The organism is Stenotrophomonas maltophilia group sp. Smal13, from assembly GCF_030236855.1.
Taxonomy (GTDB): domain Bacteria; phylum Pseudomonadota; class Gammaproteobacteria; order Xanthomonadales; family Xanthomonadaceae; genus Stenotrophomonas; species Stenotrophomonas maltophilia_A.
Genome location: NZ_JASJSQ010000006.1, coordinates 20832 through 34784, shown reverse-complemented (window position 1 = coordinate 34784; position 13953 = coordinate 20832). Strand labels below are relative to the sequence as shown.

Here is a 13953-nt window from a genome sequence, read left to right as displayed (position 1 = left end):
CTTGGCACATCAAGCGTGTTGCAGTTGCCGGCCAGCGGCCGGCACTACCTCATCTGGTCGAACACCCCGGCTACCCAGTCGATGAACACCCGCAGCCGCGGCGATGGCGTGCGGTTGCGCGGGTAGACCAGGCTCAACGGGCTCGGTGTCGGCGGTGTGTCCGGCAGCAGCTCGACCAGTTGCCCGCGCGCAATGTACGGATCCATCCGGTAGTGCGGCGCCTGGATGATGCCCAGCCCTGCCAGCGCGGCACCGAGGAAGGCATCCGCACCGGAAACACGCACCCGGGCCGGCAGTGGAACGTAACGCACCTGCGCGCCCTGCTGGAATTCCAGCGGAATCAGCTGGCAGGTGGCACTGGAGCGGTAGCCGACCATCTGGTGGCCTTGCTCCAGCGATTCGATGGTCTCGGGCACGCCGTGCACCTGCGCGTAGCCTGGCGAAGCCACGGTGACCTCGCGCAGCAGCGTCAACCGCCGCGCCGCCAGATCGCTGTCGGCCAGGGTACCGACACGCAGCGCCGCATCCACGCCCTCGCGCAACAGATCGACGTAGCGGTCCCCTTCGCTGACCTCCAGTTCGATCTCCGGGTAGCGCTGCAGGAACTCCGGCAGGTGCGGAAACAGCAGGTGCCGGCCCAGCGTGCCGTGCACTTCAACGCGCAGCGGGCCGCGCGGCGGCACGTCACGGAACGCGGCTTCGGCATCGTCCATGTCGGCGATCAGGCGCAGGCAACGGCCATAGAAGGCCTCGCCCTCCAGGGTGGGCACCACCAGCCGGGTGGTCCGGTGCAACAGGCGCACGCCCAGCCGATGCTCCAGTGCCTTGATCGCGTCGGTCACCGTGGCCCGCGGCAGGCCCAGGTCCTCGGAGGCACGGGTGAAGCTGCGGCGCTCGACGATACGGACGAAGGTGCGCATGGCCGTGAATCGGTCCATTGTTCGGCTACCCGGATGATGTTGGCGGATTATGCATGATTATCCGACCGGGCAAGATGGCGAAGATGGCCCTGCGCCACTCCGGCGTGCCTGCTGGACCGGATCATGCCCACCTCCCCCAATCGCATCGCCCTGGTCACCGGTGGTTCCCGCGGCATCGGTGCCGCCATTTCCCGGCGGCTCGCCGCCGATGGCCATGACGTGGTGATCAACTATGCCGGCCGCCGCGATGATGCCGAGGCACTGGCAGCCGAACTCAACGCCACCGGCGCACAGGCCGTCGCGCTGCAGGCCGATGTGGCGGACCCGCAGGCGGTGCGCCAGCTGTTCGACGCCATCGAGGCCCGCTTCGGCGGCATCGACGTGGTGGTGAACAGCGCCGGCGTGCTGCAGCTGGCGCCGCTGGCCGACAGCGACGATGCCCTGTTCGAGCGGGTGATCGGGATCAATCTGAAAGGCGCCTTCAGCGTGCTGCGCGAGAGCGCGCGACGGGTGCGCGACGGTGGCCGCCTGATCAGCCTGTCCACCAGCGTGGTCGGCATCAGACTGGAGCACTACAGCGTGTATGCCGCCAGCAAGGCGGCGGTGGAGACGATGGGCGCGATCCTCAGCAAGGAGCTGCGCGGGCGCAACATCACCGTGAATGCAGTGGCGCCCGGCCCGACCGCCACCGACCTGTTCCTGGAGGGCAAGTCACCGGAGCTGATCGAGCGGTTGGCGAAGATGAATCCCCTGGAGCGGCTGGGTACGCCGGAGGACATCGCCGGTGCGGTGGCCTTCCTGGCCGGTGCTGATGGCGGGTGGATCAACGGCCAGGTGCTGCGCGCCAATGGCGGGATGGTGTAAGGACCACCGGACTGGCTATGCTCGGCCAAACAGATGGGGACACGCGCATGGAAAAGCCGGGCATCTGGTATTGGCTATGGATGATCACGCTTCTGCTGGGAGGCCTGTTGGCGTTGGCGACGCTGGTGTTATGGACCTGGCTGCGTGGCGACGTACGCAATCTGGCGATGGCGCTGATCTGGGTGCTGTGGGCACTGGCGACCGTCTGCTTCTTTCTGGGGGGCATCGCCGATGGCTTTACGATCTGGGGCGTCAACATCGCCAAGAAGGTATGGCGTGCTGAAACGCCAGGTCGTTTCTGGCTCTTCCACATCACCACGACGGTGCTGTGCGTCAGTTGCCTGGGCCTGTTGATCGTACCGATGATGATCGCCTGGCAGGGGTCGGCGTGGTGAGCTTGCCAACTCCACGCAAGACGTGGATCCCTGTGTAGAGCCGAGCGCATGCTCGGCTGCTCTTCGCGCAAAGGCCAGAAGCAGCCGAGCATGGCTCGGCTCTACACGTCGTCAGCCGGCGCGGGCCTCGCGACGCCGGTGCACCCAGTAGTACAGCGTCGGCAGTACCAGTAGGGTCAGCAGCATCGCCGACAGCAGGCCACCGATCACCACCACCGCCAGCGGCTTCTGGGTCTCGGCACCGATCGCATGCGAGGTCGCCATCGGCAGCAGGCCGAACATCGCCAGCAGTGCGGTCATCAGCACCGTGCGCAGGCGCTGCAGCGAGCCCTGCACCACCGACTGCAGCAGGTCCATGCCCTGCTCGCGCAGCTGGGCGAAGCGACTGAGCATCACCACACCGTTCAGTACCGCCTGCCCGAACAACGCAATGAAACCGATGGCCGCCGACACCGACAGCGGAATACCGGTCAGCCACAGGGCCAGGATGCCGCCGATCATCGCGAGGGGCACGTTGGCCAGGATCAGTGCTGCGCTGCTGATGTCCTTGAAGGCATCGAACAGCAGCACGAAGATGAGCAGCACCGACAGCGGAATCACCCAGCCCAGCCGCTTCATCGCACGCTGCTGGTTCTCGAACTCACCGGACCATTCCAGCCGGTAGCCTTCCGGCAGCTGCACGCTGGCATCCACGCGCTCGCGCATGTCGGCCACCACGCTGCCCATGTCACGACCAGCGATGAAGATGCTGACCGCCTTGACCCGCTGTGCGTTCTCGCGCGAGATATTGATCGCGCCGCTGGCCATGCGAAAGTCGGCCACGTCGGACAACGTCACCGTGTGGCCATCGCCGATGCCCACCGGCACCGTACGCAGCCGTTGCAGGTCACGGTCGGCATCGTCCAGGCGCAACGTGATCGGGAACTTGCGGTCGCCCTCCCACAGCTCGCCGACCTGGCGCCCGCCCAGTGCAGTCTCGATCACTTCGTCGATGTCGCGCACGTTCAGGCCATAGCGCGCGGCGCGGTCGCGGTCGATCTCGATCTGCAGCTGCGGCAAGGAGCCATCACGGTCGATGAAGGCACTCTCCACGCCCTCCACGCCACGCACCTGGCCCAGGATCGCCTGCGCCTGCCGGTTCAGCACGTCAAGATCCGAGCCACTGACCTTGATCACCACCTGGCCCTTGATCTGCGAAATGCTCTCCAGGATGTTGTCGCGCACCGGCTGCGAGATCGAGAACTCCGGCCCCGGAATGCGCTGCTCCAGCGTGCGCTGCAGGTCGCTCACCAGCTGCCGCTTGTCCACCCCCTTCGGCCATTCCTTCTCCGGCTTCAACGCCACCAGTGCCTCGATCTGGTTGGCGCCCTTGGCATCGGACCCGTCTTCCGGGCGCCCCAGCTTGGCCACCACGGTCGACACCTGCGGGAAGGTGCCGACCAGCTCACGGATGCGCCGCGACTGTTGCTGCGCTTCGGCCAGGCTGGTGCTGGGGTCGAGTGTGGCGGTCAGCCAGATCGATCCTTCGTCCAGCTCGGGCAGGAACTCCGAGCCCAGGCGAGTGCCCAGTGCCAACGTGCCCACCAGCAACGCCACTGCGGTCAGCACCACCGCACGTGGCCGGGCCAGTGCGCGCTCCAGGATCGGCCGGTACCAGTCGGTCAGGCGGTCCATCAGCGGGTTGCCGTCGCGCATGCGGTCGCGCCGCAGCCACCAGTAGCAGAACAGCGGTACTACGGTCAGCGCCAGGATCAACGCACCTATCAGCGCAGAGGTCACCGAGTACGCCATCGGCGCGAACATGCGGCCTTCCTGCCGCTGCAGGGTGAAGATCGGGATGTGCGCGGCGATGATGATCAGCATCGAGAAAAAGGTCGGGCGACCCACTTCCGATGCGGCCGAAAGAATGGTCGAGAACCGCGTCTTCCGATCGGCCGTAGGTGGCAGCTTCGACAATCGCGAGACGATGTGCTCGGTGACGATCACTGCGCCATCGATGATGATGCCGAAGTCCATCGCACCCAAGGACAGCAGGTTGGCCGGCACGCCCCACAGGTGCAGGCCAAGGAAGGTCGACAACAGCGCCAGCGGCATCATTGCCGCCACGATCAGTGCGGCGCGGGCGTTGTACAGGAACAGCCACAGCACCAGGAACACCAGCACCGCACCTTCCAGCAGGTTGCGGAAGACGGTCTTCAGCGTGGTCGACACCAGCCACGAGCGGTCGTAGAACGGCTCGATGCTGACCCCGGCCGGCAGCTGGTTCGCTTCGATCTCGGCGATGCGCGCATGCAGGGCGTCGAGCACGTCGGACGGATTCTCGCCCTTGCGCATCAGCACCATGCCGAACACAGCATCGTCATTGTCGTCCTGGCCGACCAGACCCTGCCGTGGCAGGCCGGTATCGGCGATGCTGGCCAGGTCGCGCACCAGGATCGGCGTACCGCCGCGCTGCGCCACCACCACGTTGCCGATGTCACCCGGCGAACGCATCAGGCCCACGCCGCGGATCAGGAACTGCTGCTGGCCGCGCTCCACGTAGCCGCCGCCGGCATTGGAGCTGCCCTTCTCCAGCGCCTCGGCGAATTCACCGAGGCTGATCCCGCGGTCACGCAGCTTGTCCAGGTCCGGCTTGACCTGGAAGGTGCGCGCGAACCCGCCGAAGCTGATCACATCGGCCACGCCCGGCACGGTGCGCAGGCTGCGCTCCATCGTCCATTCCTGCACCGTGCGCAGCTGGGTCGGCGTCATGTGCGGGCCCTTGAGTACGTAGCGGTAGATCTCGCCCACCGCCGAACTCATCGCCTCCAGCTCCGGGGTCACGCCCTCCGGCAGCTCCACGCCCTGCAGGCGCTCCAGCACCTGCTGCCGCGCGAAATAGTCGTCGGCCTTGTCGTCGAAGGTCAGGATGATCATCGACAGGCCGAACTGCGTATGCGAGAACACCCGCACCGAGTGCGGAATGCCGGACAGCGCCACTTCCAGCGGCATCGTCACTTCGCGTTCCACCTCTTCGGCGGCCCGGCCCGGGTGCAGCGACACCACCGTCACCTGGGTGTCGGACACATCCGGGAAGGCTTCCACCGGCAGCACGCGGAACGCGGCAATGCCGGCGCCAATGAACAACAGCAGTGCCAGCATCACCATCAGCGGCTGGCGCAGGCAATAGGCAATCAGGCGATCGATCATGGGGCGGCATGCCCCGCGCCGGTGCTGGCGGCCGCTGGCGCGCTGTCGACCAGCTGCTGCAGCAGCAGGCCCCCTTCGACCACCACCCTGCTGCCAGCCGCCAGACCGTCACGCACCCACAGTCGACCGTCACCCAGCTCCTCGGCGTGCACGGCGTGGCGCACGTAGCTGCCCTTGCCCTCTTCCACGAACACTACCTGCTTGCCGTCGATCAGCAGCACCGCCGCATCGGGCAACGAGACACCGCCCTCGGCCGGCAACGCCACCTGGGCGCGCACATACTGTCCCGCCTTGAAGCCGCGTGCGCGATTGTCCAGCTCGGCGCGCGCCTGCACCACGCGGCGTTCGCTGTCGACGAAGTCATCCACATGCTGCAGGGTCGCCTGCAACGGCTGGCCATCTGCACCCGGCACGCTCACCTGCATGCCGGTCTTCAAGCGTCCAGCCAGGCTTTCGGGAATGTCCAGCAACAGCCACAGGCGGTCCGGATCGCCGATCACCGCCAACGGCTGTTCGCTGTCCGGGCTGACCGACATGCCCGGGCTCATCCGCCGCTCCACCAGCACGCCATCGATGGGCGCGCGCAGCGGCAGGCGCTGGTCGACGCGCTGGCCGTTGCCATAGGCCTTGGCGAAGGCGGCCGCGCGCGCATGATCAGCCTGACTGCCAGCGAAGTTTGCCTCGGCCTCGTCCAGTTCACGACCCGACGCCACTCCCGCCGCATGCAGTTCGCGGGTACGGTCCAGTTCCTTGCGTGCCTGCTGCAGCTCGGCGCGACCACGGGCACCTTCAGCCTGAGCCTGGCCGAACTCGGGCGAGGTGATCCAGGCGATGACCTGGCCGGCTTTCACCTTCTGCCCCGGCTGTGCCTCGATGCGCGCTACCTGCCCCGACAGCGGCGTGTGCAGTGCGCTGGAGCGCGTCTCATCCCAGACCACCCGGCCCGGCAGCTGTAGGCTGGCGCTGGCGCCGGCACTCACTGTCTCGCTGCGCAGCACGTCCAGCTGGCGGCTGTCGGAAGGAAACTGAATCTGGCCGGCACTGACCCGAGGCGCGTCCTCAAGATAGGAAGCTGGCTCCCGACCACAGCCGCCCAGCAGGATCAGCGCCAGCAAGACGGGCAGCACGGCGTATCGCGCCTGCGGGCGATAGGCGACGGTGGACTTCATCGGGATTCTCCTTCGGCAACGGATGTGGCGGCTTCCCAGCGCGCCAGTGCAATGGCATGGTCGGTGCGCGCCTCGATCAGTGCGGCCTCGAAGTCGCGCCAGCTGCGGCGCGCATCCAGCAGATCGGTCAGATTGGCGGCACCGCGCCGGTACGCCAGTTCGATGCCCTGCACCGCCTTGCGTGCGGCGTCGGACTGCAGTCCCTCATAGTCGCTGCGGCGCTGTGCGGCGGACTGCGCGCTGGCCTGCAGCTGGTCCAGCTCGGCGCGTGCTTCGCGCTGCAGCACCTGCAGCTCCAGCGCGGCGCTGTCACGGTCGGCCTCGGCACGCTGGATCGCGCCGCGCGCGCGCGACGGCCCCCCCAGCGGAATGGTCAACGACACGCCCCAGGTAACACCGCTGATGTCGGTCGGCTCACGTTCGGCCTCCACACCCAGCTGGATATCGCGATGGCGCTCGCTGCGCGCCAGGGCCACGCCTGCGTCGGCCGCGACCAGGCGCGAACGCGCGGCACGCAGGTCGGCGCGCTGCTGCGGGTCGAACGCGCGTACATCGGCCACGCTGCTGGCATCCGGCCAGGGGTCATCGGCACTGAGGTCGCGGCTGTCATCACTGCCCAGCAGCAGGCCCAGCGCATGCCGTGCATCGCGCAGATCCAATGCTGCCTCGCGTGACGCATCGGCTACGGCGAGGTCGTCCACCGCCAGCCGCGCGCGATCCACCGGTGCCATCGCCCCTGTCGCGACCTGCTTGTCGGCCGCCGCCATCTGCTCGGCCGAACTCTGCCGGTTGGCGTCGGCAATCTGCGCCCGCTCCTGCGCGCCCTTCAGGCCGAAATAGGCTTCATGCAGTGCCACCTGTTGTCGGCGACGGGTATCGAGCATCTCCAGCCCTGCGACTTCCAGCAGCGCGTCGGCCTGGCGGATGCGCAACGCACGCTTGCCACCACGTTCCCAGGTCCAGCCCAGGCCCACGGTGCTGTCCACGCGCTTGTCCTGCCAGCGCCCCGGGCCGATGCCGTGCTTGGGGCTGATCTTGCTGGTGCCGATCGACAGCTCGGTGGCCGGGCGCAGCGCCGCCGTCTGCGCGTCACCCTGCACCCCGCGCAGCTCCAGTGCCGCGGCGCGCAGGTCCGGGTTGTGCGCTTCCATTGCACGCTGCGCTTCTGCCAGGGACAGCGCCGAAGCCGCAGGCGCGCACAGAAGAGTGGCCAGCACGGCCGCAAGACGAGAGGAGAAATTCATGTGCGTCAAGGTAAGGTGATGCACTTGCGCCAAACTTGCCCCAACCTTGCACGAAGCTTGCAATGCGAATCCTGCTGATCGAAGACGATGCCGCCCTGGCCGATGGACTGATCCGCGCCCTGCAGGGTGCCGGCCATCTGTGCGACCACCTCTCGCGCGGACTGCACGCACCTGCGGCGCTGGCCAGTGCACCCTATGACGTGATGGTGCTGGACCTTTCCTTGCCGGACGTGGATGGCCTCGACCTGCTGTCGCGCCTGCGCAACGATGGCGCCACATTGCCGGTGCTGATTCTCACTGCGCGCGATGGCGTGGAGGATCGCATCCTTGGCCTCGACCGTGGCGGCGATGACTATCTGGCAAAACCATTCGCGCTGGGCGAGCTGGAAGCGCGCCTGCGTGCGTTGTCGCGCCGCCGCAGTGACGCACCCGCACAGAAACGATTGGGCCGGCTGTGCTTCGACAGCATCCGCAACGAAGTGCAGGTGGACGGCCAGCGCATCGAGCTGACCGCGCGCGAGCTGTCGCTGGTCGAAGCGTTGATGCAGCACCCTGGCCGCACCGTGACCAAGCAGCGCCTGTTCGATGCGCTTTACAGCTGGGACCACGAGGCCAACCTGTCGGTGATCGAGGTGCACGTCAGCCGCCTGCGCCGCAAGCTGGAGCAGGCCCGCGCCGGCGTCGGCATCCGCATGCTGCGCGGCCTCGGCTACCGGCTGGAGGCCGTGGGTGACTGAGCGCGTGCACAGCCTGCGTGGCCTGTTGCTGCGGCGCCTGTGGCTGCCGCTGCTGGTGCTGCTGCTGTGCAGTGCGGTGGGTTCATTCGCGTTGGCGCGCTTCTATGCCGGCCAGGTCTACGACCGCTGGCTGCTGGATTCGGCGATGTCGTTGTCCGAGCTGGTGACGGCGCAGGACGGCCGCGCATCCATCGAGATCACCCCGGCGGTATCACGCATGTTCACCTGGGACACCGCCGACGAAGTGCATGGCGAGGTGGTCGATGCGGATGGCGGGCGCCTGTATGGCGACCTGCCCGAGGCATTGCCACGTCCGGCGAGCGCCGCCGCGAATGACGATGCGGTCTACTACGATGCGCGCCTGCGTGGTCAACCGGTGCGCATGGTCGAAGTGGTGGTCAGCGCCGGCCCGGGCCATGACATCCGGCTGCGCGTGGCCGAGACACTGCGCAAGCGCCACCGGCTGGAACGCAAGCTGCTGCTGACCAGCGTTCCGTTCCAGGCCGCGATCCTGGCACTGGCGGCGTGGCTGGCCTGGTCCGGCACCGGCGCCGCCGCAGGCCACGCCAACCTGGTCGCACGGAAGCTGGCCAGCCCGCGGCCGGATCCGTTGGCACCGCTGGATCCGGCGCAGGAGGCACCGCGCGAACTGTGGCCGGCGGTGGAGGCGTACAACGCCCTGCTGCAGCGCCTGGACGCGATGCAGGATGCGCAGCGGCGCTTCGTCAGCAACGCCGCACATCAACTGCGCACCCCGTTGGCGGCCATGCAGGTGGAGCTGGAGAGTTCATTGCGCCAGCATGATCCGCAGGCCCAGCAGCTGGCGCTGTCCGGCACGCTGGCCGGGTTGGCCCGCTTGCAGCATCTGGTCAACCAACTGCTGATGTTGAGCCGCTCCGAAGATCCACATGGCAGCGCACTGCCGCTGCAGCCAGTGGACCTGGCCGCGTTGGCGCGTAGCGTGGTGGAGCGCTATGCGGACCGCGCATTGGCTGCAGGCGTGGACCTGGGTTATGACGGGCCCGACGACGGCGTGCAGGTACAGGGCGATCCGCAGCTGCTGCGCGAGGCGTTGGGCAACCTGCTGGACAACGCGCTGCGCTACGGTGCCGTGCCAGGCGTGATCACCCTGGGACTACAGCAGGATGCCGAGGGCGTGCAGGTGTGGGTGGACGATGACGGCTCCGGCATTGCCGAAGCCGAGCGCACGCGCGTCACGGAACGCTTCTACCGGGCCAGCACAGAAGGCGACGGCTGCGGACTGGGATTGGCGATCGTGGCCGAGATCGCGCAGCGGCATGATGCGGCGCTGGTGATCGATACTGCCACGATCGGTGGCGCGCGGGTGGGGATGCGGTTTCGATCCCGCTGACGTCCTGCGTGCCAACCAAGGTTGGCACCTACCCGGTCACGCCATCCGGTAGACGCCCACCTTGGTGGGCGCTGTTGACCTCCCGCGTGCCAACCAAGGTTGGCACCTACCAAAAGCACCTCGGCCAGGGGATTCCGGTAGACGCCAACCTTGGTTGGCGCCGTTGATGTTCTGCGTGCCAACCAAGGTTGGCACCTACCAAAGGCACCCCAGCCGGCGGATTCCGGTAGACACCCACCTTGGTGGGCGCCGTTGACCTCCCGCGTGCCAACCGAGGTTGGCACCTACCAAAGGCACCCCTCCGGCGGATCCCGGTAGATGCCCACCTTGGTGGGCGCTGTTGACGTCCTGCATGCCAACCAAGGTTGGCACCTACCAAAAGCACCCCAGCCGGCGGACCCCGGTAGATGCCAATCTTGGTTGGCGCCTACCCATCATCATCGGCTCATCGAATACGGCGCCTGCGCGCCCTGCCCCGGCCAGTCCCTGTTCGGCTCGGCCTGCATGCTGAAGCGCAGTTCGCCACCTGCCAGGATCTCGTCGTGGCGCAGGAAGGTGCGCTGCAATGGCTTGCCGTTGAGGCTCACATTGCCCACATAGGTGTGCTTGTCATCCAGCCCATCGGCCACGATGGTGAACGTCTTGCCGTTCGGCAGGCGCATTGCGGTCTTCGGCAGGAACGGGCGACCCAGGATGTACTCGCCCGAGCCCGGGGCCACCGGGTAGAAGCCCAAGGCGGTGAACACGTACCACGCCGACATCTGGCCGACGTCATCATTGCCGGCCAGGCCATCGGGGCGGTCGGCGTACTGGGTGTCCATGATCTGCTTCAGGCGCGCCTGCGTGCGCCACGGCTGACCGGCATACGAATACAGGTAGGCGACGTGGTGGCTGGGCTCGTTGCCGTGCGCATACCAGCCGATCAGCCCGGTGATGTCTTCCATGTGCTCGAAGATGGACGGGTCGACCTTGGCGTTGAACACCTCGTCCAGGCGCGCGAGCAGCTTGTCACTGCCACCGTGCGCTGCCGCCAGACCGGCCACATTCTGCGGCACGTACCATGAGTACTGCCAGGCATTGCCCTCGGTGTAGTCGGTGCCGTATCCACTGGCGCTGGGGTCGAATGGCGTGCGGAAGCTGCCATCGCGCTTGCGTGCGCGCATGAAGCCGGTGTCTTTGTCGAAGGCGTTGCGCCAGTTGCCGGCGCGCTTGTCGAAGGTGGCCGCAACATCGGTCTTGCCCATCGCCTGTGCCATGCGCGCGATGGTCCAGTCGTCGAAGGCGTACTCCAGTGTCTTGCTGGCCGCTTCGCCTTCCTCGTCGATCGGTACATAGCCCAGCTCGCGATATTGCGCGATGCCATCGTAGGGCCCGTAGTTGGCGGTCTCGACCATCGCCTTCAGCGCCTTGTCGGCGTCGAAGCCGCGGATGCCCTTCACGTAGGCGTCGGCGATCACCGGCACGGCGTGGTAGCCGATCATGCACCAGTCTTCCAGGCCATGGAACGACCACACCGGCAGCATGCCGTACGGGCTGTGCTCATGGTGGGCCAGCATCGAATTGACGAAGTCGATGTTGCGCTTCTCCGGCTGCACCAGCGTCAGCAGCGGATGCAGCGCGCGGTAGGTATCCCACAGCGAGAACGTGGAGTAGTTGGTGTAGCCCTTGGCCTGATGCACGGCGTTGTCCGCGCCACGGTACTGGCCATCGGCATCCATGAACAGCGTCGGCCCCAGCATCGTGTGGTACAGCGCGGTATAGGCGCTGCGCCGCGCATGTTCCGGCGCATCGATATCGAGCACCGACAGCGCCTGCGTCCATTCCTGCTTTGCCTGCGCGCGAACGCGGTCGAAATCGAAGCCGGCCACTTCCGCGTCGAGGTTTGCGATGGCACCAGCTTCACTGACCGGCGAGATCGCCACCTTGACCACCAGCGGTGCATCCAGCTTGCCGAAGGCGAAGGTGCCGACCAGCTGGCGCCCCTCGATCTGTGCGCGCTGCGCCGGCTCCTTCTCGCCCGGCGGCGGGAAGCCCTTGTAGACAATGTCCTGCTCGGTGTTGTGCAGCTCATGCCCGGAAAGCGAGCGCGAGAAGCGCATCGCGAAATACAGCTGGCGGCCCGGCGCCCAACCACGGGTTTCGCGGAAGCCGGTCACCGTGCCATCGGCGCGCACCCGCACCCGCGACCACAGCACCTTGCCCGGGTAGTCGTACATGCTGGTGCGCATGTCCAGCAGCACCTTGGCATCGGTGCCCTTGGGGAAGGCATAGCGGTGCACGCCCACGCGCGCACTGGTGGTCAGCTCCGCGCGCACCTTGTAGTCATCCAGGGTGACTGCGTAGTAGCCCGGCTCGGCCTTCTCGTCGTCGTGGCGGAAACGCGAGGCGTAGCCGCTGCGTGGCTTTTCCGGATCACCGCGCTCCAGGCCGGGATTGCCGGTGAACGGCATCAGCAGGATGTCGCCGAGGTCCGAATGACCGGTGCCGGAAAAATGCGTGTGCGAGAAGCCGACGATGCTACTGTCGTCGTAGCGATAGCCGGCTGCCCAGCCATAGGCCTTTTCGCGTGGTTGGATGCGTGTGTCCGGGCTGAGCTGGACCATGCCGAACGGCACTGTGGCACCCGGGTAGGTGTGGCCTTCACCTCCAGTACCAATGAACGGGTCGACCGAGGCGTAGGCCTTGTCGGCGGCGGTTTTGGCGGGAGCGGCCGACGCCAGGCCGGAAGCGAGCATTGCCGTGGCGGCGACAGCGATCAGGAGACGACGGTCCAGCGTGGGCATCGGCGTTTGGATCGATTCAGGTGGTAGCCGGATGCTAGCACCGGGCCTGTCACGCCGCATGCTGCAGTGCGACTGCCCGGTGTCCCGCGCCGGGTTCAATCGTCAACCGGGAAGCGCGTTCTGCAACGACATGAGGTCCGCGCTGTCCAGCGGCCTCACCACCCGCGCGACCTCTTCTCCATCGCGCAGCAGCACCACTGTCGGCCACAGCTTCACCTTGAACGCTCGCCCCAATGGCCTTCCCTTGCCATCCTCGATCTTCCAATGCGGCAGATCGTTCGCTTCGACGAAGGCCTGCAACGCGGGCTGCGCGGCCTGGCAATGACCGCACCAGGGCGCACCGAACTCCAGCACCTGCCACCCAGCCTGCGCCGCCACCCCCGCAGAGGTGGGCTCGTTCGGAAGGTGATCACGCATGAACGGCATGAGCGCTACGCCGCCAGTGCCTTCTGGATGTCTTCCAGCGGCGCGTTGGTCAGGTCCTTGGCAATATCCCCGAGCAATCGCGCCTGGACCTCTTTATGCAGCAGCGGACGAATGCGACCCAGCGTGGTCGGGTCGGCGATCAACACCAGGTGCGCATAGCGGTTCTTCAAGGCATCCTCGTTGAGCTGTTCGGCCACCTGCTTGGCGAACGTCGCCTCGTTGAGCTGCGAGACCGACATGTCCTTCGGCACGGCACCCGCAGGCCCCTGCCCGGACACGCCCTGCTCACTGATGTCCTGCAGGCGCAGCTCGCCCTCCTGCTTCAGGGTCAACTGATGGTTGCTGCCCACGTTGGTGAACACCCGTGCCGAACCACCGTCGGCTACCACGATCAGCGTTCCTTCGGGAATCGTCCGCGCCATTGCATCCTCCATCAACTTGAAAAGTGGGTGTGCGCTCCACCTTATGCACGCCTATGTCACCAGAGCGCGTACAGGATGTGATTCCGTCATCGCAATCTGAAATCCGCCCTAAATTTACCGGGAGGCCTGCCGCTATGGCCTCCATCATCGCGAGGAACCTCTGTGCACGCTGGCTCACTGTTCCACGTCTGCTTCGCCACCAGCCTGGCCATTGCCGGCTGCGCTGGCTGCATCCACCAGTTCCTGCAGGGCCAACCGTTCTTCGCCCTGGCCATCATGCTCTCGGTGCTCACGATGATCGGCGCCGCACTGGTCACGCGGAAACTGGCACTGCCGGGCGCCTTGGCGATGGCCTGCACGGTGTTCGGTTTGCTGGCGAAGTCGGCCTGAGCCTTCTGAACAGGCGACGTGGAACACAGCGTGCAGATCAGC

The 13953-nt window shown here is 66.8% G+C and carries 12 protein-coding genes; 5 read left to right on the top strand and 7 right to left on the bottom strand.

Annotated features, from left to right (window positions below; all coding sequences use genetic code 11):
* Positions 1-44: 44 nt before the first annotated feature.
* Positions 45-938 (bottom strand): LysR family transcriptional regulator, encoded by an 894-nt coding sequence (locus tag QRO95_RS03690; RefSeq protein WP_285301675.1) that lies wholly within the window; start codon positions 936-938, stop codon positions 45-47.
* Positions 939-1043: 105 nt separating this feature from the next.
* Here QRO95_RS03690 and QRO95_RS03685 point away from each other — a divergent pair, with 105 nt between their 5' ends.
* Together QRO95_RS03685 and QRO95_RS03680 are read left to right on the top strand one after the other, a co-directional pair.
* Entirely contained in the window at positions 1044-1784 is a 741-nt protein-coding gene (locus QRO95_RS03685; RefSeq protein ID WP_182266172.1) for an SDR family oxidoreductase, read from the top strand.
* Between the two features lie 47 nt (positions 1785-1831).
* The gene (locus QRO95_RS03680; RefSeq protein WP_285301674.1) at positions 1832-2179 is read left to right on the top strand and encodes a hypothetical protein; all 348 of its coding nucleotides are present in this window, start codon (positions 1832-1834) and stop codon (positions 2177-2179) included.
* Between the two features lie 111 nt (positions 2180-2290).
* Here QRO95_RS03680 and QRO95_RS03675 read toward each other — a convergent pair whose 3' ends face one another.
* From QRO95_RS03675 to QRO95_RS03665, 3 genes are read right to left on the bottom strand one after another with little or no spacing between them, the layout of a single operon-like run.
* The gene (locus QRO95_RS03675; protein ID WP_285301673.1) at positions 2291-5368 is read right to left on the bottom strand and encodes an efflux RND transporter permease subunit; all 3078 of its coding nucleotides are present in this window, start codon (positions 5366-5368) and stop codon (positions 2291-2293) included.
* The gene (locus QRO95_RS03670; RefSeq protein ID WP_285301672.1) at positions 5365-6537 is read right to left on the bottom strand and encodes an efflux RND transporter periplasmic adaptor subunit; all 1173 of its coding nucleotides are present in this window, start codon (positions 6535-6537) and stop codon (positions 5365-5367) included. The genes QRO95_RS03675 and QRO95_RS03670 overlap by 4 nt, the downstream gene beginning before the upstream one ends.
* The gene (locus QRO95_RS03665) at positions 6534-7781 is read right to left on the bottom strand and encodes a TolC family protein (RefSeq protein WP_285301671.1); all 1248 of its coding nucleotides are present in this window, start codon (positions 7779-7781) and stop codon (positions 6534-6536) included. The genes QRO95_RS03670 and QRO95_RS03665 overlap by 4 nt, the downstream gene beginning before the upstream one ends.
* A gap of 62 nt (positions 7782-7843) precedes the next feature.
* Between QRO95_RS03665 and QRO95_RS03660 the strand changes: the two genes are divergently transcribed.
* Positions 7844-8518: a response regulator gene (locus QRO95_RS03660; RefSeq protein WP_006370279.1), complete on the top strand. Its 675-nt coding sequence runs from the start codon at positions 7844-7846 to the stop codon at positions 8516-8518.
* Entirely contained in the window at positions 8511-9890 is a 1380-nt protein-coding gene (locus tag QRO95_RS03655; RefSeq protein ID WP_285301670.1) for a sensor histidine kinase, read from the top strand. The genes QRO95_RS03660 and QRO95_RS03655 overlap by 8 nt, the downstream gene beginning before the upstream one ends.
* A gap of 437 nt (positions 9891-10327) precedes the next feature.
* Here the strand turns inward: QRO95_RS03655 and QRO95_RS03650 are convergent, their stop codons facing one another.
* The 3 genes from QRO95_RS03650 to QRO95_RS03640 form a co-directional block, all read right to left on the bottom strand.
* Positions 10328-12673, bottom strand: coding sequence for a GH92 family glycosyl hydrolase (locus tag QRO95_RS03650; protein ID WP_285301669.1), 2346 nt, complete (start codon positions 12671-12673; stop codon positions 10328-10330).
* A gap of 102 nt (positions 12674-12775) precedes the next feature.
* The gene (locus QRO95_RS03645) at positions 12776-13099 is read right to left on the bottom strand and encodes a thioredoxin family protein (protein ID WP_285301668.1); all 324 of its coding nucleotides are present in this window, start codon (positions 13097-13099) and stop codon (positions 12776-12778) included.
* A 5-nt stretch (positions 13100-13104) separates the two neighbouring features.
* Positions 13105-13521 carry a host attachment protein gene (locus QRO95_RS03640; RefSeq protein WP_019337746.1) on the bottom strand — a complete coding sequence of 139 codons (417 nt, stop codon included), beginning with the start codon at positions 13519-13521 and terminating at the stop codon, positions 13105-13107.
* Between the two features lie 162 nt (positions 13522-13683).
* Here QRO95_RS03640 and QRO95_RS03635 point away from each other — a divergent pair, with 162 nt between their 5' ends.
* The gene (locus QRO95_RS03635; RefSeq protein ID WP_049462507.1) at positions 13684-13911 is read left to right on the top strand and encodes a hypothetical protein; all 228 of its coding nucleotides are present in this window, start codon (positions 13684-13686) and stop codon (positions 13909-13911) included.
* The last annotated feature ends 42 nt before the right edge of the window (positions 13912-13953 follow it).